This is a genomic window from Faecalibacterium sp. Marseille-Q4164 (assembly GCF_017377545.1).
Classification (GTDB): Bacteria; Bacillota; Clostridia; order Oscillospirales; family Ruminococcaceae; genus Faecalibacterium; species Faecalibacterium duncaniae.
In genome coordinates, this window is record NZ_JAFREJ010000015.1 from 38,009 (window position 1) to 56,290 (window position 18,282).

The 18,282-nt window shown below is 61.0% G+C and carries 17 protein-coding genes, 1 tRNA gene and 1 pseudogene; 10 read left to right on the forward strand and 9 right to left on the reverse strand.

Annotation, left to right across the window (positions count from 1 at the left end; translation table 11 throughout):
* The first annotated feature begins 126 nt into the window (after positions 1-126).
* The 6 genes from J3352_RS11505 to J3352_RS11530 all read left to right on the forward strand — a co-directional run bounded on the left by J3352_RS11505 (position 127) and on the right by J3352_RS11530 (position 4,551).
* On the forward strand, positions 127-606 hold the full coding sequence (locus tag J3352_RS11505; protein ID WP_035393303.1) for a dCMP deaminase family protein: 480 nt from the start codon (positions 127-129) through the stop codon (positions 604-606).
* A 239-nt stretch (positions 607-845) separates the two neighbouring features.
* A complete protein-coding gene (gene argF / locus J3352_RS11510; protein WP_156066791.1) occupies positions 846-1,844 on the forward strand; it encodes an ornithine carbamoyltransferase in 999 nt (332 codons plus the stop codon).
* A gap of 220 nt (positions 1,845-2,064) precedes the next feature.
* Positions 2,065-2,637 (forward strand): hypothetical protein, encoded by a 573-nt coding sequence (locus J3352_RS11515; protein ID WP_035393305.1) that lies wholly within the window; start codon positions 2,065-2,067, stop codon positions 2,635-2,637.
* Positions 2,638-2,740: 103 nt separating this feature from the next.
* Positions 2,741-3,232, forward strand: a complete 492-nt coding sequence (locus tag J3352_RS11520) for an RNA polymerase sigma factor (RefSeq protein ID WP_156066793.1) — start codon at positions 2,741-2,743, stop codon at positions 3,230-3,232.
* Positions 3,219-4,385, forward strand: coding sequence for a DUF4349 domain-containing protein (locus J3352_RS11525; protein ID WP_005929344.1), 1,167 nt, complete (start codon positions 3,219-3,221; stop codon positions 4,383-4,385). Before J3352_RS11520 ends, J3352_RS11525 begins: the two co-directional genes overlap by 14 nt.
* An 89-nt stretch (positions 4,386-4,474) precedes the next feature.
* A tRNA-Met gene (locus tag J3352_RS11530) sits at positions 4,475-4,551 on the forward strand.
* 136 nt (positions 4,552-4,687) lie between these two features.
* On the opposite strand, the gene ilvD is transcribed toward J3352_RS11530, so the two are convergent.
* The 4 genes from ilvD to ilvB all read right to left on the reverse strand — a co-directional run bounded on the left by ilvD (position 4,688) and on the right by ilvB (position 9,887).
* Positions 4,688-6,346, reverse strand: a complete 1,659-nt coding sequence (gene ilvD / locus J3352_RS11535) for a dihydroxy-acid dehydratase (protein ID WP_005929346.1) — start codon at positions 6,344-6,346, stop codon at positions 4,688-4,690.
* 204 nt (positions 6,347-6,550) lie between these two features.
* Positions 6,551-7,570: a ketol-acid reductoisomerase gene (gene ilvC, locus J3352_RS11540; RefSeq protein ID WP_156066795.1), complete on the reverse strand. Its 1,020-nt coding sequence runs from the start codon at positions 7,568-7,570 to the stop codon at positions 6,551-6,553.
* 75 nt (positions 7,571-7,645) lie between these two features.
* Positions 7,646-8,209, reverse strand: a complete 564-nt coding sequence (gene ilvN, locus J3352_RS11545; protein WP_005929350.1) for an acetolactate synthase small subunit — start codon at positions 8,207-8,209, stop codon at positions 7,646-7,648.
* 13 nt (positions 8,210-8,222) lie between these two features.
* Positions 8,223-9,887: a biosynthetic-type acetolactate synthase large subunit gene (ilvB, locus tag J3352_RS11550; RefSeq protein ID WP_005929352.1), complete on the reverse strand. Its 1,665-nt coding sequence runs from the start codon at positions 9,885-9,887 to the stop codon at positions 8,223-8,225.
* 331 nt (positions 9,888-10,218) lie between these two features.
* On the opposite strand from ilvB, the gene J3352_RS11555 reads away from it, so the two are divergent.
* Positions 10,219-11,427 (forward strand): ATP-binding protein, encoded by a 1,209-nt coding sequence (locus J3352_RS11555; protein ID WP_005929354.1) that lies wholly within the window; start codon positions 10,219-10,221, stop codon positions 11,425-11,427.
* 122 nt (positions 11,428-11,549) lie between these two features.
* On the opposite strand, the gene ilvA is transcribed toward J3352_RS11555, so the two are convergent.
* The 5 genes from ilvA to J3352_RS11580 form a co-directional block, all read right to left on the reverse strand.
* The gene (ilvA, locus tag J3352_RS11560; protein WP_097772779.1) at positions 11,550-12,755 is read right to left on the reverse strand and encodes a threonine ammonia-lyase; all 1,206 of its coding nucleotides are present in this window, start codon (positions 12,753-12,755) and stop codon (positions 11,550-11,552) included.
* A gap of 255 nt (positions 12,756-13,010) precedes the next feature.
* Positions 13,011-13,781, reverse strand: coding sequence for a ThiF family adenylyltransferase (locus J3352_RS11565; RefSeq protein WP_097772780.1), 771 nt, complete (start codon positions 13,779-13,781; stop codon positions 13,011-13,013).
* Between the two features lie 102 nt (positions 13,782-13,883).
* Complete coding sequence (mnmA, locus tag J3352_RS11570; RefSeq protein ID WP_097772781.1) at positions 13,884-14,987, reverse strand: tRNA 2-thiouridine(34) synthase MnmA; 1,104 nt, start codon at positions 14,985-14,987, stop codon at positions 13,884-13,886.
* A gap of 64 nt (positions 14,988-15,051) precedes the next feature.
* The gene (locus J3352_RS11575) at positions 15,052-16,281 is read right to left on the reverse strand and encodes a CCA tRNA nucleotidyltransferase (RefSeq protein ID WP_156066797.1); all 1,230 of its coding nucleotides are present in this window, start codon (positions 16,279-16,281) and stop codon (positions 15,052-15,054) included.
* A complete protein-coding gene (locus tag J3352_RS11580) occupies positions 16,278-17,216 on the reverse strand; it encodes a ribonuclease Z (RefSeq protein WP_156066799.1) in 939 nt (312 codons plus the stop codon). Before J3352_RS11580 ends, J3352_RS11575 begins: the two co-directional genes overlap by 4 nt.
* Positions 17,217-17,329: 113 nt before the next feature.
* On the opposite strand from J3352_RS11580, the gene J3352_RS11585 reads away from it, so the two are divergent.
* The 3 genes and pseudogenes from J3352_RS11585 to J3352_RS11590 all read left to right on the forward strand — a co-directional run.
* Positions 17,330-17,500 (forward strand): hypothetical protein, encoded by a 171-nt coding sequence (locus J3352_RS11585; protein WP_156066801.1) that lies wholly within the window; start codon positions 17,330-17,332, stop codon positions 17,498-17,500.
* A gap of 74 nt (positions 17,501-17,574) precedes the next feature.
* A pseudogene (locus tag J3352_RS14340) lies at positions 17,575-17,796 on the forward strand (TrpB-like pyridoxal-phosphate dependent enzyme); the annotation flags it as partial.
* Positions 17,797-17,950: 154 nt separating this feature from the next.
* Positions 17,951-18,282: hypothetical protein (locus J3352_RS11590; protein ID WP_207700505.1), on the forward strand; the 332-nt coding region annotated here is incomplete at its 3' end.

An 18,282-nucleotide genomic window follows, 5' to 3' on the forward strand; every position in this document is an offset into this window, starting at 1 on the left:
CATCTGCCCGCCAAACTTCCCGGGATTCTTTTGTGCATTTTGACCGGATGCGCGCAAAATCGATTGCAGGACGTGGGTTGGCATGGTACAATAGACCCAATGAAAGATAGAGGGAGGCACTTTGCCATGAAACGCACCGATTACATCAACTGGGATGAATACTTTATGGGCATCGCCCTGCTCACCGCCATGCGCTCCAAGGACCCCAGCAGCCAGGTGGGAGCCTGCATCGTCAGCCCGGAGAACAAGATCCTCTCCCTGGGCTACAACGGAATGCCCATTGGATGCGATGACGATGCCATGCCGTGGGAGCGCGAGGGCGACCCGCTGGACACGAAGTATATGTACGTCTGCCATGCGGAGCTCAACGCCATCCTGAACAGCGCCCACAACAACCTGAAGGGTGCCCGGGTCTACGTGACCCTCTTCCCCTGCAACGAGTGCGCCAAGGCCATCATCCAGTCCGGCATCTCCGAGGTGGTGTACTACGGCGACAAGTACCACGATTCCGATTCCAGCGTGGCGGCGCGGTTCATGTTCAAAAAGGCAGGCGTGCGCCTGACCGCCTACACCCCCAGCGGGCGGAAGGAACTGCTGGAGCTGTGATCAAACCTCTCAGTCTCGCATCCGCTCGACAGCTCCCCTAGTAGGGGAGCCTTTGGCAGTACCAACTAAGTTCCCGGTTTTGCCAAGGCCTCTCCTACTAGGAGAGGTGGCATTGCGCAGCAATGACGGAGAGGTTTCTCCCAAAACTTTCCCTTGAAAATACAGTTTATTCGGTATATAATAGAACCATCTTATCGAATAAATATACATTTTGAATTGCATAGAGAGGAAAGTATACAATGAGTCTGAAAAATCGCAGTTTTCTGAAGCTTCTGGACTACACCCCTGCCGAGATCGAGGAGCTGCTCGATCTGGCCGCTGACCTGAAGGCCAAGAAAAAGGCCGGCATCCGCCACAATGAGCAGCTGGCAGGCAAGAACATCGCCCTGATCTTTGAAAAGACCTCCACCCGCACCCGCTGCAGCTTTGAGGTCGCCGCTCACGATCTGGGCATGGAGGTCACCTACCTTGACCCGTCGGGCAGCCAGATCGGCAAAAAGGAATCCATTGCCGACACCGCCCGGGTGCTGGGCCGGATGTTTGACGGCATCGAGTACCGCGGCTATGGGCAGGAGATCGTGGAAGATCTGGCCCATTACGCCGGTGTTCCGGTCTGGAACGGCCTGACCAACGAGTTCCATCCCACCCAGATCCTTGCCGACTTCCTGACCATCCGGGAGCACTTCGGCAGCCTGAAGGGCATCCATTTCGTCTACTTCGGCGATGCCCGCTACAACATGGGCAACAGCCTGATGGTGGGCTGTGCCAAGATGGGCCTGCACTTCACCGCCTGCGCCCCCAAAAAGTATCAGCCGGATGCCGCCCTGATCGCACAGTGCCAGGCCATTGCCGCCGAGACCGGTGCCACCCTGACCTTTGAGGAGGATCCCGCCAAGGCCGCTCAGGGTGCCGATGTCCTTTACACCGATGTGTGGGTCTCCATGGGTGAGCCCATCGAGGTCTGGGCCGAGCGCATCCACGACCTGGCCCCCTATCAGATCAATCAGGAGTTGATGAATATTGCAGGCCCCAAGGCCGTGTTTATGCACTGCCTACCCGCCTACCACGACCACAAGACCGCTGTGGGCAAGGAGATGGGCGAGCGCTTTGGCCGCGATGCCATGGAGGTGACCGATGAGGTGTTCGAGGGCCCCCAGAGCATCGTCTTTGACGAGGCCGAAAACCGGATGCACACCATCAAAGCCGTGATGGCGGCTACGCTGGGCTATCAGAAGTAACTGCGTCTCTCTCAGCACAATATGCACAGGCCCGGTCGTTCCCGAACGATCGGGCTTTTTGTTTCTGTCTCCCTTTCTCGGTCTGCCGGAGGCTCCCCTGTAAAGGGTCCTGGCCGCGCGGGAAAATTTTCCATTCTCCGAAAGCGTTGCAATTACAGTTGAAAATCCGTTGCAAAACCCATATACTAAAAGGGTAATGCACTGGAAAAGGAGGGAGACTATGGGCGGAGGACATCTTTCCCGGCCGGACTTCGGGATGCCGCAGCCGGACCCGGACCACCCGCTGACCGAATTCTATCTGCTGCTGCAGCACGGGCTGGACAAGGCGGGTGTTTTCCACCTGCCTGCGCTCTATGCCAGCTTCCGGGCACCGGCCCGGCGCATCTATGCCGACGAGGCCGCCGGGTGCCTCACCCTCAGCGAAACGGCGGACGAGGGTGCTGTTCTGCTCTCTGCTCCCCGGAACCTCCAGCTGCTTTACAGCAGCCTGCATGTAGAGCCAGATGGCTCCCCCGCCGCCCTGCTGCTCACCGAGGAGTGTTCCCGCGCTGTCTGCGCGGTGCAGCTGCTGCCTCCCTTTGTCTGGGAGGACCCGCTGCCGCCCCTGCCGGATGTCCCGGCCGCTCTGACCCTGCAATTGACCCTGCAGGATGTGGAGGCCATCGACACCGACCCTGCCGCCCTTGCCCGCCGCCTATGCCAGACCACCCGGCAGAAGCACTGGCTGGCCCACCCCAAAGCAGATCTGTATCTTGCGGAGAAAATTGCCCTTTTCCAAAGGCTATATCGTTAATGCAATAATCCGTGCGCTTCACCCGTATATGGGGTGAAACGTCCCTTTGAAACAGTTGTTTCCACCAGCCCCGCCCGGGGCCGCAAAGGAGAGAAAGAGACTTATGGGACAGTTGACCAAAGACGAAGTTTTTGCGCTGGCTGTACAGCGATACAGCGACACCGTGTTCCGCGCCGCGATGCACAATTGCAGCTGCGCCGCCGATGCGGAGGACGTGGTGCAGGATGTGTTTGAAAAGCTCCTGCGCTACGAAGGCCGCTTTGAGAGTGAGGAGCACCTCAAAGCCTGGCTGCTGCGGGTCGCCATCAATCGCTGCCGGGATATCACCCGGGCCGCGCGCCAGAAGGACACCGAACTGGACGAAAACATTCCTGCCCCGGAATCCGGAAATGACAGCAGTGTGCTCGATGCGGTGCGCACTCTGCCGGAAAACTACCGCAACGCCGTGTACCTCCATTATTACGAGGGCTACACCGCCGCCGAGGTAGGCCGGATGCTGGGTGCACCCACCAACACGGTGCTCAGCTGGCTGCGGCGGGCACGCGCCCAGTTACATACGCTGCTGAAGGAGGAGATCGAAGATGAGGTGGTATGAATACAAGATGGAAGTGGACGATCTGCACGCTTCCGATGACCTGAAGGCAAAGCTGCTTGCCCTGCAGGCCAATGCCGCCGAGACACCCGGTGCCAAGAGCATCGCCATACCCGCGCCTTCCCCAACCCCCAAAAAACAGAAGAAGCCCCTCCGCTTCCCCGCCCGGCGCTGGGCCCAGTTGGCCGCCTGCGCGGCAGTCTGCGGGGTCTGCCTGTACGGTGCCGTGCATGCCTACGAATGGGAGGGGGTCACCCTGCTGGGCGGCGGCTCTTCCTCCAACTACTCTGCCGCCGCCACCAAGGCAGCCGCCCCGCAGGCCGCTGTTTACTCCATGGAGGACACCGAAAACGCCACCTACGGTTCTGCGGACAACGGTATCTCCTCCTTCAGCGCAGAGGACGGCTACCGGTCAGCAGACACTGCCACCGGCGGTTCCCTGCTGACCTCCGGCGAAGCGGAGAGCGATGCTTCCACCCGCACCGCCGACAGCGCCAAGATCATCTATACTGCCAACCTCACGCTGGAGACCCGGGATTACGATACCGCCCGTGCGGCACTGGATGCGGCCCTTTCTGACGCAGACGGCTATATGGAATCCAGCAGCGAGTACACCAACACCGACAGCACCCGAAGCGTCAGCCTGACTTTGCGGGTGCCCCAGGACAGCTACAAGAGCTTTCTGGCCGCCGCTGCCCAGTCCGGCAGCGTGACCTACCAGAACCAGCAGGCGGAGGATATCACCACCCGGTATATGGACACCGAGGCCCGGCTGGCCAGCCTGACCGCCCAGCGCACCCGCCTGCAGGAGCTGCAGGCCCAGGCCGACACCCTGGCCGACCTGCTGGAGATCGAGTCCAGCCTGAGCGATGTGCAGTACCAGATCGAGAGCTGGCAGAGCCAGCTGGACTGGTACAGCAATCAGGTCTCCTGCTGCACCGTCTATATCACCCTGAACGAGGTGGAGACCCTGACCCCCACCAGCACCAGCTTCGGCGCAAAGCTGCTGGCCGCCCTGCGCAATGGCTGGACCGGCTTCGTGTCCGGCGCACAGGCCGTGGCGGTGTTCCTTGTGGGCGCATGGCCCGCCATCCTCATCGGCGCGGTCTGCGGCGTGATCTACTACCGTGTCCGCCACCCCAGAAAGAAAAAGTAAAAAACTTTTCCAAAACCCTTGACATCCACCCGCCTCTGTGGTATTATACTTGAGCAGTCAGCGAACAGCTGATGCAGACAAGTAAATATCGCGGGGTGGAGCAGTCTGGTAGCTCGTCGGGCTCATAACCCGAAGGTCGTTGGTTCAAATCCGGCCCCCGCAACCACCAAGCATCTTGAAGTGATTCAGGATGCTTTTCTTTTGTCCCATTTCCCTTCCCTGCATCCCGCTGTACCCGGACACAAAAAAAGCTCCCGACGTTCTGCGCGTCGGGAGCTTTTGCTGTTATGCGGTCTTCCGGGTCACTTCAGCACCGCACCCAGGTTTGCACTGGTGACCATGCGGGCATAGCGGCTGAGCCAGCCGGTCTTGATGTTGGGTTCGGGCGCAACGTACTTTGCCTTGCGCTCGGCCAGCACCTCGTCGCTGACCTCCAGCGTGATCTTTGCGTTGGGGATATCAATACTGATGGTATCGCCCTCCTCGATCAGGCCGATGGGGCCGCCGGAAGCAGCCTCGGGGCTGACGTGGCCGATGGCCGCGCCGCGGGATGCGCCGGAGAAGCGGCCGTCGGTGATGAGGGCCACGGTTTTATCCAGCTTCATACCGGCCAGAGCGGAGGTGGGGTTGAGCATCTCGCGCATACCGGGGCCGCCCTTGGGACCCTCGTAGCGGATGACCACTACATCGCCCGGAACGATCTGGCCTGCGTAGATGGCTGCAATGGCGGTTTCCTCGCTGTTGAACACGCGGGCCGGGCCGGAGTGCTGCTGCATCTCGGGTGCCACAGCGCTGCGCTTGACCACGCAGCCGTCCGGAGCAATGTTGCCCCACAGGATCTGCAGGCCGCCGGTCTGGGAGTAGGGGTTCTCGATGGGGCGGATGGCCTTTTCGTTCAGGATGTGGGCACCCTTGATGTTCTCGCCCAGGGTCTTGCCGGTGACGGTGGGCACATCCAGATCCAGCAGGCCCTTCTTGGCCAGCTCTGCCTGCACGGCGGGGATGCCGCCTGCGGCATAGAGGTCGGGCATGTGGGTGGGGCCTGCGGGGGCCAGATGGCAGAGGTTGGGGGTCCTGGCGCTGATCTCGTTGAAGAGCTTCAGGTCGATGGGCACACCGGCCTCGTAGGCAATGGCCAGCAGATGCAGGACGGTATTGGTGGAGCAGCCCAGCGCCATATCGCAGGTCAGTGCGTTGCGGATAGAGCGCTCGTTGATGATCTGGCGGGCGGTGATGCCCTTGTTGACCATGTCCATGATGGCCATACCGGCGTGCTTTGCCAGCTGCAGACGCTTAGAGTAGACCGCCGGAATGGTGCCGTTGCCGGGCAGGGCAATGCCGATGGCCTCGCACAGGCAGTTCATGCTGTTGGCGGTGTACATGCCGGAGCAGCTGCCGCAGCTGGGGCAGCAGTTGCAGGTGCAGTCCTCCAGCTGCTCGTCGGTGATCATACCGGCCTTGTAAGCGCCCACAGCCTCGAACATCTTGGAAAGGCTGACTTCCTCGCCGCCGTAGCTGCCGGCCAGCATGGGGCCGCCGGAGCAGACCACCGCGGGCACATCCATGCGGACCGCGGCCATGACCATGCCGGGCACGATCTTATCGCAGTTGGGCACCAGCACCAGGCCGTCCAGCTGATGGGCCATCAGCATGGTCTCCACGCTGTCGCAGATCAGCTCGCGGGAGGCCAGGGAGTATTTCATGCCCACATGGCCCATGGCGATGCCATCGCAGACACCGATGGCGGGGATCAGGATGGGGGTGCCGCCCGCCATCTCCACACCGGCCTTGACGGCATCGGCGATCTTATCCAGATTCATGTGGCCGGGCACGATCTCGCTGTAAGCGCTGACCACGCCGATCAGCGGGCGCTCCAGCTCCTCGGGGGTGTAACCCAGTGCGTAGAATAAGCTTCGGTTGGGGGCCCGCTCCGAACCCTTGGTCACGTTGTCACTTCTCATGGTTTGTTCCTCTTTTCCTTATAACAAAAGACCCCCTCCCAAAGGAGGGAGCCTTTCTTAGTTTTAAAAGCAGCTTTGGGCTGAACTCCTTCCGTCATCGCTTGCGCGATGCCACCTCCCTCACGGAGGGAGGCTTCACGCTGCGGTCAGACAAAAGGCTCCCTCTTTGAGGGGGCTGTCGCCGCAGGCGACTGGGGGAGTTAATTACTTCTTCAGCCAGCTCATCATGCTGCGCAGCTCTGCGCCCACCTTCTCGATGGGGTGTTCGGCCTGCATCCGGCGCTCAGCCAGGAAGTGGACCTTGCGGCCGCCGTTGGGGCTCATCTCGGTCAGGAACTCGGAAGCAAAGGTGCCATCCTGGATCTCGGTCAGAACCTTCTTCATCTCCTTGCGGGTCTCCTCGGTGATCAGGCGCTTGCCGGTACGGTAATCGCCGTACTCAGCGGTGTTGGAGATGGAGTAGCGCATCTTGGAGAAGCCGCCCTCGTTGATCAGGTCAACAATCAGCTTCATCTCGTGGCAGGTCTCAAAGTATGCCATCTCGGGCTCGTAGCCAGCCTCAACCAGCGTATCGAAGCCTGCGTGGATCAGCTCGCAGACACCGCCGCACAGAACTGCCTGCTCGCCGAACAGGTCGGTCTCGGTCTCCTCCTTGAAGGTGGTCTGCAGGATGCCTGCACGGCCAGCGCCGATGCCGGAAGCGTAAGCCAGAGCGATGTCCTTTGCCTTGCCGGTGTAATCCTGCTCCACGCAGATCAGAGAGGGGCAGCCCTCGCCCTCGGTGTACAGGCGGCGGACGATGTGGCCGGGGCCCTTGGGAGCGATCATGATCACGTCAACGTTCTTGGGAGCGGTGATGGTCTTGAAGTGGATGTTGAAGCCGTGTGCAAAGGCCAGAGCCTTGCCCTCGGTCATGTAAGGTGCGACCTGCGTGTTGTAGATGTCGGCGCACAGCTCATCGGGCACCAGCATCATCACAACATCGCCAGCCTTGGCAGCCTCTTCGACTTCCATGACCTTGAAGTTGTCGTGGGTGGCGGCGAACTCGGAGGCCTTTGCCCAGTGGGCAGAGCCCTTGCGCAGACCGACAACAACATTCACGCCGCTCTCGGCCAGGTTCTCGGAATGGGCGTGGCCCTGGCTGCCGAAGCCGATGACAGCAACGGTCTTGCCGTCCAGCACGCCGAGGTTGCAGTCGGAATCGTAGTATTTCTTGATCGCCATGGTAGTAGTCTCCTTTTACTCTTTCCTGTTTTATTTTTATATTTTGATTTTTATGGAAAACTGAGAGATTATGCCTTACTGCGGGCAATGGGTCCCGGGCAGGGGCAGCTGGGCTGCCCGCACCTCCTGCGGGGGCTTCTGCATGTGCTGGTGCATCCCGCCGCGCTCCAGGGCGGTCACGCCGGTGCGGCACTGCTCAAGGATCTTGTAATCTGCCAGGATCTTGAGGAACGCGTCCACCTTTTCGGGGCGGCCGGTCAGCTCCAGCACCATGCTGTCGGGCGAAAAATCAATGATCTTTGCCTTGTAGATGCTGGCGATCTCCCGCAGCTCACTGCGGTTGTGGACATCGGCAGCCACCTTGAGCAGCAGCAGCTCCCGCTCCAGCGAATTCTCGTGATCCAGAACGAACACCTGCCGGGTCACTTCCAGCCGCTCGGTCTGGAGGATGAGCTGGCTCAGCGCCTTTTCATCGCTGGTGATGGTCACGGTGATGCGGCTGACCGCCGGGTCGTTGGTGGCGGACACCGTCAGGCTGTCGATGTTGAAGCCGCGGCGGCAGAACAGGTTGGACACCCGGGCCAGAACACCGCTCTGGTTGTCCACCAGCAGACTGATGACTCTGCGTTTGGATTCCATGGGTCAGTCCTCCTTATTCCATGATGATATCATTGATGTCGCCGCCGCCGGGGATCATGGGCAGGACCTTTTCGTCCTTGTCGATGATGCACTCGATCCAGGTGGGGCCCTTCTGCTTGAGGGCATCGGCAAATGCGGCCTGGAACTCGGGGAGGTTGGTGCAGCGGTAGCCCTTCAGGCCAAAGCCGTCCGCCAGCTTGACAAAGTCGGTGCGGCGGTGAGGGTCGGTCTGGGAGTAGCGCTTTTCGTAGAAAGTGGTCTGCCACTGGCGCACCATGCCCAGCACAGAGTTGTTGAAGATGACCGTGATGATGGGCAGCTCATAGCTGACAGCGGTGCAGGCCTCGTTGAGGTTCATGTGGAAGGAACCGTCGCCCGTGAACATGACCACCCGCTGCTCCCGGCCCAGCGCCATCTGCGCGCCGATGGCCGCGCCATAGCCAAAGCCCATGGTGCCCAGGCCGCCGCTGGTGATAAAGCCGCGGCTCTTGGTGTGGCGGATGTACTGGGCCGCCCACATCTGGTGCTGGCCCACGTCGGTGACATACACGGCCTCGGGGCCGCACTGGCTGCACACCTCGCCGATGACCTGATGGGGCATCAGGCGGGTGGGGTCGGACACAGGGTGGTAATCCTGCGCCTGCCACTCGTGGATCATCTTCATCCAGTCGGGGTGCTTCTTCTCCTCAATGAGGGGGAGCATCCCGCTCAGGACATAGCAGACATCACCGGCAATGGCAAGATCCACATCCACATTCTTGCCCAGCTCACTGGGGTCGATATCGATCTGGATGATGGTGGCATTCCTGGCAAAGGTCTTGGGGTTCAGGGCCACGCGGTCAGAAAAGCGGGTGCCCAGTGCGATCAGCACGTCGCAATCCGCAACCGCCCGGTTGGAGGTGTAGCAGCCGTGCATTCCGACCATGCCGATGTTCATCGGGTCACCGTAGGGCACAACGCCTGCGGCCATCAGGGTATAGGTGGCGGGGATCTCCGCCTTGTGGATCAGGTCACGCAGGGGCTGGCAGGAAGCCGCGCTCCGCACGCCGCCGCCAAAATAGACCAGCGGGCGCTGGGCCGCGTTGATGATATCGGCGGCCCACTTGACCTGCTGTTCGTCGTAGGTGGTCACGGTGCGGATCTGCTCCGGCTGCTTGGGAGTGAACTCACAGACAGCAGCGGTGACATCCTTGGGGATATCCACCAGCACCGGGCCCTTGCGGCCGCTCTGCGCAATGCGGAACGCCGCACGCATGGTGTCGGCCAGCTCTTCTACCTTGCGCACCGTGAAGTTGTGCTTGGTGATGGGCATCGTGATGCCCTCGATGTAGGCCTCCTGAAAGCTGTCCTTGCCCAGACCGGGGGTCGGCACATTGCCGGTAAAGGCGACCATGGGCACGGAGTCCATGTAGGCAGTGGCAATGCCGGTGACCAGGTTGGTGGCACCCGGGCCGCTGGTGGCCAGCACCACGCCGGTGCGGCCCGTTGCGCGGGCATAGCCATCGGCCGCATGAGAAGCGCCCTGCTCGTGGGCGGTCAGCACATGGTGGATGCGGTCAGAATTCTTATACAGCTCGTCGTACAGGTTCAGCACAGCACCTCCGGGGTAGCCGAAGATGGTGTCCACGCCCTGTTCGCAGAGAACTTCAACAAAAATTTGCGAACCATTTAACTGCATGGTAAGTTGCTCCTGTTCCTTTTCCTCTTACACTCTCAACAAAATTTCCCTCAGACACGTTACTTTTCGCATCTTGCATTCCGATTTGAACGTTGGGTCAATTATACTATAAATCGGGCCTTTGTCAATCGACGATTTGTAAAGTGAATCAGCCGAAAGATGAAGATAATTGAACACACCCTTGCTAAGCGCCTTTTCCAAGAGTATAATCAATTCTACACTGTTATAAAAATAAACAGCCTTCTGACCGGCCTGCCAATGGCTCCCCCTTTGGGGGAGCTGGCGCGGCGCGCCTGAGAGGGCAAGGCCGTTAAAAAGAGAGGATTTTCCTATGCAACTTCGTGAATGGAATGCCCGGCTCCACGGGCTTGTTGTCTTCCGTGCCCTGCTGGGCGACCCCGTTGTGGCAAAGCTGGCGGCGCTGACCGACCGGCTGGAAGCGGCTGACGATACCATCGCCCCCCTGTGCGATGCTGTGGCCGCCTTTGAAGCCGCCCTGTTCGCCCACACCACCAATCTGGGCGATTATCTTTCCAACGCCGTGCTGGAGACAGAGACCTTCTGTGTGCGGCAGGCTGCTGCAGGCCAGCTCTCCCCTGTGATGGAGGCCGCCCTGAACAGTGAGCTGAACTTTTTGCAGAAGCTCTGCGGCCTGACGCTGGACGCGCTGCTGGAAGCCGCCGACCGGCAGAACCGGGAGCTGGCGTTCCTGCCCCGTTGGGAGGCAAGGCAGCTCGACCTGACCGCCGCCTATAACCAGCGGATGCGGGAAGCCGGGAAGAAGGGCTACGGCATGTTTGCCAAGCACCATGTGTTCACAGTGGAGAACGGCCAGCTGGTGCCCGTGAAGTACCCCGACCCCCAGAAGCTCAGCGAGCTGCCGGGCTACGAGAAGGAGCGGGAAAAGGTCATTGCCAACACCCGCGCCCTGCTGGCCGGTTCCCCCGCCAACAATGTCCTGCTCTACGGCGATGCCGGCACCGGCAAATCCAGCACGGTCAAGGCCATTGCCAACGAGTATGCCGCCGACGGCCTGCGGCTGGTGGAGGTCAAGAAGAACCAGCTCTACCAGATCCCCGACCTGATGGATCAGCTGGCAGCCAACCCCCTCAAATTCATCCTCTTCATCGATGACCTGAGCTTCTCCTCCAACGACGATAACTTTGCCGCCCTGAAAGCCATCCTTGAGGGCAGCGTGGGCGGCCGGGCCCGGAACATTGCGGTGTACGCCACCTCCAACCGCCGCCACCTCATCAAGGAGACCCTGACCGACCGCACCGGCGACGATATCCATGAAGCCGACACCCGGCAGGAGCTGATGAGCCTTTCCGCCCGGTTCGGCCTGACTGTCACCTTCCAGCGGCCCGAGAAAGCCCGCTTTGCCGCCATTCTGGAAGAGCTGGCAAAACAACACCACATCCAGATGCCCATGGAAGAGCTGCTGGTCAAGGCCGAAGCCTTCGCCATCCGCGCCGGCGGCCGCAGCCCCCGCGTGGCCAAACAGTTCATCGAACAGTGCGAGAGCGGCGTGCAGAAATAATGTTTGCTTTTTCGTTTTTATGGATAAGAAAAAAGCGCTGTGCAGTGAAATGACTGCACGGCGCTTTTTGCTGTTTTGAAAGAAAACTGCCGCCGCAGGCGGCGGATAAGGCAATCAGAAAATCAAACGCGCTCGGCCACCAGCTGGAAGCCCTCTTTGGTGAGCTCCTGCCGGATCTGCTCGATCTGGGCATGGTCGCGGGTCTCCAGTGCCAGCTTGAGGAAGCAGCTGGAGATGGGCATGTTGGGGTCAGAGCCATCGTGCAGGACGGAGACCACATTGCTGCCGCAGCGGGAAACGATGGCGGCCACCCGCTCCAGCTGACCGGGCTTATCCTCCAGCGCGATGGTCAGGTTGGCCTTGCGGCCGCTCATCACCAGACCACGGGTGATGACGCGGTTGAGGATGTTCACATCGATGTTGCCGCCGGAGATCAGGCAGACCACCTTTTTGCCTTCGATGGGCAGCTTGTGGAACAGCGCCGCTGCCACAGGCACCGCACCGGCCCCCTCGGCCACCAGCTTCTGGTTCTCCATCAGGGAGAGGATGGCGGCGGCGGTCTCGTCCTCGCTGACGGTCACGATGTCGTCCACATATTCCTCGCAGAGCTGATAGGTCAGCTCGCCGGGGGTCTTGACCTGAATGCCGTCCGCAAAGGTGGCCACATTTTTCAGGGTCTGATACTTGTGCTCATGCAGGCTGCGGTACATGCTGGGGGCACCCTCGGCCTGCACACCATAGACCTTGACCTCGGGGCGCAGGCTCTTGATGGCAAAGGCCACGCCGGAGATCAGGCCGCCGCCGCCCACGGGCACGATGACGGCATCCAGATCGGGCAGCTGGTCAAGGATCTCCAGACCAATGGTGCCCTGACCTGCGATGACCTGTTCGTCATCGTAGGGGTGGATGAAGGTCATGCCGGTCTCGGCCTGCAGCTCCACGGCCTTGTCGTGGGCATCATCATAGGTGCCGGGCACCAGACAGACCTCCGCGCCCAGGCTCTTGGTGTTTTCCACCTTCATAATGGGGGCACCGTCCGGCATACAGACGATGCTCTTGATGCCCCGGCGGGTGGCGGCCAGAGCCACGCCCTGTGCGTGGTTGCCAGCCGAACAGGCGATCACGCCCTTTTCGCTCTCCTCCCTGGAGAGCTGGCTGATCTTATAATAGGCTCCCCGCACCTTGAAGCTGCCGGTCACCTGCAGGTTCTCGGTCTTGAGGTAGAGGCGGCAGTCCTTGGAGAGCTTGGGCGCTTCAATCAGGTCGGTCTTGCGGGCAACGTCCTTGAGCACAAAGGCGGCGTGGTAGATCTTATCCAGAGTCAGCATGACGATACTTCCTATCTTCTATCCTTGATTTTTGCATGTGAATATGCATCCCAGTATAAATTAGCAAAAGTATTTTGTCAAATGAACGTATTTCAACATTGCGTTTGCTGGGGTGACCGCCAATGGTTACGCCCGGGCAGGCGGCCCTGCAGCCTGATGCACGCTCCACCTGTGCCCATGCCGTGGGAGCGGTTTCCCATGACCCAAAACGCCCCTCTCCGGCATCCGTGAGACCGGAGAGGGGCGTTCTCGTTTTTAACCTTTCATCGGCACAAATCCGACCAGATCCTTCACGACCTCGCCGCCGATGATGAGCCCGGCCACCGAGGGCACAAAGGCGTTGGAGCCGGGGACCGAGCGCCGGACGGTGCACTTGCGCTGGGTGCCCGGGGGGCAGATGCAGTGGTTCTTGCAGCTGATAGAATCATCCTCGATGGGGGTCATGGCAGGCTCCTTGGAGTAGACGACCTTCAGGTGCTTGATCCGCCGCTTGCGGCACTCGGTGCGCATCACCTTGGCCAGCGGGCAGACGGAGGTCTTGTAGATATCCGTCACCTCAAAGCGGGTGGGGTCCATCTTGTTGCCTGCACCCATGGCGCAGATGATGGGGGTACCGGCCTCCTTGGCCTTGACCACCAGCGCGATCTTGCCGGTGACGGTGTCGATGGCATCCACCACATAGTCGTACTGGGTAAAGTCGAACTGATCCTGCGTTTCCGGGGTGAAGAAGATCTTGTAGGTGGTGACCTTGATGTTGGGGTCGATCTCGTGGATACGCTGTTCGGCCACATCCACCTTGTACTGGCCCACGGTCTTGCGGGTGGCCACGATCTGGCGGTTCAGGTTGGTCAGGCAGACCTTGTCATCATCAATGAGGTCCAGCGCGCCCACACCGCTGCGTGCCAGCGCTTCCACCGTGTAGCCGCCCACGCCGCCAATGCCAAACACCGCCACACGGGAATTGTGCAGCTTTTCCATTGCTTCCTTGCCCAGCAGCAGCTGGGTGCGGGAATATTGTTCCTGCATAGATACTTGCTCCTCCATTTTACACTGTGCCGTTCATTTTACCGGTTCGGCACAGCTGCTTCTGTTTTACTTTATCACTTTCCTGCAAAGCGCCTGAGCGGTTTATTCGACCGCCACAATCGTGCCGCCCCCCAGCACAACATCCCCCTGATACAGCACCACGGCCTGACCGGGCGTAGGGGCACGCTGGGGCTGGTCAAATTCCAGCCGGAACTTCCCCTCTCCTGCCGGGTAGACGGTGGCCGCCTGCTCGGTCTGGTGGTAGCGGGTGCGGGCCGTGACCCGCAAGGGCGCGGTCAGCTCCGGGATGGCGATCCAGTTCACCTCGTCGGCATAGACGATGCGGTCAAACAGGTTCTCCTCCGGGCCCACCGTAACGGTGTTGGCCTGCATATCCTTGGCGCAGACATACACCGGCGCACCCATGGCAAGGCCCAGGCCCTTGCGCTGGCCGATGGTATACCGCACCGCGCCATTGTGAGTGCCCACCTTTTTGCCATTCTCGTCCAGAAAATCACCTGCCGGGTAATGCTTGCCGGTGAAGTCCTCCATGAAGCGGGCGTAATCGCCGTCCGGCACAAAGCAGATATCCTGGCTGTCGTGCTTGCGGGCATTGATGAAATGCTGCTTTTCCGCGATTTCACGCACTTCGGCCTTGTGCAGCCCCCCCAGCGGCAGGCGCACATGGGCCAGCTGCTCCTGGGTCAGGTTATAGAGCACATAGCTCTGATCCTTGCCCTCGTCCAGCCCCTTTTTCAGCAGCCAGCGGCCGGTGGCCTCGTCCTGCTCCACCCGGGCGTAATGGCCCGTGACCACATACTCCATGCCATGGCTCTCAGCCCAGCGGAGCAGGTGGTCGAACTTCATATACCGGTTGCAGTCGATGCAGGGGTTGGGCGTGCCGCCCATCTCGTATACCCGGATGAATTTTTCGATGATCTTCTCCCGGAAGTCGGCGGTGAAATCCAGCACCTCATAGGGGATATCCATCGCAAAGGCCACCTCGGCGGCATCCTCGATATCCTTTTCGGAGCAGCAGGTGTGGAAACCAGACTGCCCCAGCGTCTCGTTGCGGGTGAGCCGCATGGTGATGCCGGTGCAGTCGTATCCTGCCTGCTGCATCAGCCATGCTGCCACCGAGCTGTCCACACCGCCGCTCATGGCGATGAGTGCCCCGGGGCGCTTCGTGTTCTGTGCTTCTGTCATATCGTCCCTCATTCAATAACACACTAAAACAGTAGCATAATACTACCGCAGCTTCTTTCTCTTGTCAAGACGCAGAAAATTGGGCCGCCGCAGCCAGCAGCGCGTCTTTTTCGTTGGGTGTCTGCCCGGTGATGACAGCCTCCAGCAGGGCGTTCAGCACCTGCCGCAGACCCGGGCCGGGTCTGACCCCCGCCGCCATCAGGTCACGGCCATTCACGGCCAGCTGACTCACCCGGCAGCAGGCATTTTCTGCTGTCAGCCGCTCTGCTTCGGCCCGCAGGGCAGCAAAGGCCCCGGTCTGTTCCGGATGCCGGGCACTGCAAAGGGCGGTCAGGCGCTGGATCGTCGGCAATTCATAGCGGCCCAAAAGGCGTTTGGCCATAAGTGTCTGGTCGGAGCCGGGCGTACCGGGAGCTTCCCTTTCCAACGCTGTCACCTCATCTGTGAGCGCGTTGGAGCATTTCAGTTTGCGCAGAGCTTTGCGGGCACCAGCTTCACCCAGCGGACAGAGAAGAGCCGCCAGCCGGGCGGGCACGTTCTCCACTGTTGGTTCGATCCGGTCGATGGTACGGCAGAGTTCCGCAAACCGTTCCGGCTGTTTTTCCGGTTCCAGCTCCGGCAGGACAACGGCCAGAACGGCGGGTTCCAGATAGCTTCCGGGCCGGGGTGCCGCCAGCAGCTTGAGCAGTTCTTCCTGGATGCGCTCCGCCGAAACGCAGTCCAGATGCGGCCCCAGTGCCCGGGCAGCAGCACCGGTGGCTGGGTCGATGGCAAAGCCGAACCGGGCCGCGAACCGGTAGAGCCGCAGGATGCGCAGCGCGTCCTCCTCAAAGCGGCGTTCCGGTTCCCCCACCGCCCGCACGAGATGAGCGGCAAGGTCGTCCCGCCCGCCAAAGGGGTCGATGAGCCCTTCCTCGGCGCTGTATGCCATGGCGTTGATGGTGAAATCCCGCCGGGCAAGATCCTCCCGCACATCCGGCACAAAGCAGACGGCATCCGGGTGGCGGCCATCGGAGTAGGCCCCCTCGGTGCGGAATGTCGTTGTCTCATAGAGCCTGCCGCCCTGCTTCACCGTCACGGTGCCGTGCTGCAGGCCGGTGGGGATGCACTTTTCCTCCCCGAACAGCGCCATCACCTGCTCCGGGCGGGCGCTGGTGCAGAGGTCCCAATCGTGGGGGTCCAGCCCCAGCAGGCTGTCCCGGACACAGCCGCCCACAGCGTAGGCCGCATGGCCCGCCCCATGGAGCGCATCCAGCAGCAGGGCTGCACCAGGGTCAAGTTTGATCGTTGTCATGTTGCTTCCTCGTCATATTGCAGGATGATCTGTTTGCCGTCAAAGCCGCACTCCGCCGCCGGGAATACCGCCTGCGCATTGGGCAGGGCGGCTTCCGGTTCAAGGATCATGGGCGAATAATGCATCAGCCAGAACCGGCGCACGTCAGCCTTTTTTGCAATGGCCGCACCCTGCGCAAAAGTGCTGTGCCCCCACTGCTTTGCCTGCGCCTCCTGCTCATTGTCAGGGTAGGTGGCATCGCAGAGGAAAAGGTCGGCGTTCTGCGCGGCCCGTTCCAGCGCCGGGCAGGGAGCGGTATCACCCGAGAACACGAACCGCAGACCCCGGCGTGCCGGGCCCAGCACATCCGCGGGAGCGACCACCGCCCCGCTTTCCAGCGGGATGCTCTGGCCCCGCTGGAGCAGTTTCCATGCAGGCACCGGAACGTTCAGTGCCCGGGCCTTTGCAGGGTCAAAGCGGCCTGCCCGGGGCAGGTCGAGCCGGTAGCCCCGGCTGGGCACCCGGTGCCGGGTGCGGAAAGGCGTAAGCTGCGCCCCCGCAGGCCAGCCGGAGGAAAGGGTGGTCAGGTCGATGGGATCTGTGTCCAGCTGCACAGCCCTGACCGGATACGGCAGCGGCCCGGCCAGGGTGCGCAGGGCGGGCCAGATTTCCCCCAGCCCCTCCGGGCCGTAAAGGGTCAGCGGGCGCTCCCGGCCCTGACAGCCCAGCGTCTGCAGCAGGCCCGGCAGGCCGAAGATATGGTCGCCGTGATAGTGGGTCAGGCAGATGGCGTCCAGCTTCATCAGGTTGACCCCGGCGCGGCGGGCCGCCGCCTGCGTACCCTCGCCGCAGTCAAACAGCAGGGCATGGCCCCCGCATTCGGCCAGCGCGGCGGTCAGGGCACGGTCCGGCAGGGGCATGGTGGCCGCCGTGCCCAGCAGTGTAATGGTCAGCATAACAGTTCCTCCGTGATTTGTCGGTAACAGTGTACCACATTTTGCGCCCGCACACAATCGGCACAGCCCGGCATAGGATGGCGCAGAGCTCTGATACAAAGGGAGGTTTGACCATGCAGCGCAAAAAAGTCCCCGCCGGGCACCACCGCTTCGGGCTGGCCCGGCTTGTTCTGGTTCTGGCACTGCTGTTTCTCGTCGTGGCGCTCACCGCCGGGCTGGCGGGCTGCCTGTTCCAGCCTGTACTGACCGCCCGGGGCACGCTGCTGTTTCTGCCGGGGGCGTAAATTATTTTATGAAAATCGAAATTCCCCTCTTGACTTCAGGACAATGACGTGATAAAATCCAGCCAAACCAGTGAGAGGGCATCCTGCCCGCCCCCGAGAGCAGCCGCGCCATCCGCGCCGCCATCGACGAGGCCCTCAAGTGCAAGGAGACCGGCGAGGAAAAGACCATCGTCTTTGGCCTGACCGGCACCGGCTACTTTGACATGGTTGCCTACGAGAAGTTCCACGATGGCCAGATGAGCGACTACATCCCCACCGATGCCGACCTGCAAAAGGGCTTTGACGGCATTCCCCGGCAACGAGCTCTGAGCCGATACTATAATTACTATATAATAAAGGAGAAGCGCGCTCCCGATCCCGGGAACACGCTTCTCCTTTTCTGCGCACCATCTTCTGCAAACAGAAAACCGCCAGCGTATCTCTACGCTGACGGTCTTTTTATGGGTGCGGGTGGATTACGCAAGCCGCGCTGCTAAAAACAGCCCACTGGGCTGTTTTTGCCACTTCTTCTGCGACGGGGCCGCAGCTGTTCGAATCCACCCGCATGAAAACTCAAATCTTCTGCAAACAGAAAACCGCCAGCGTATCTCTACACTGGCGGTCTTTTTATGGGCGCGGGTGGATTACGCAAGCCGCGCTGCTAAAAACAGCCCACCGGGCTGTTTTTGCCCCTTCTTCTGCGACGGGGCCGCAGCTGTTCGAATCCACCCGCATGAAAACCCAAACTTTCTGCAAACAGAAAACCGCCAGCGTATCTCTACACTGGCGGTCTTTTTATGGGC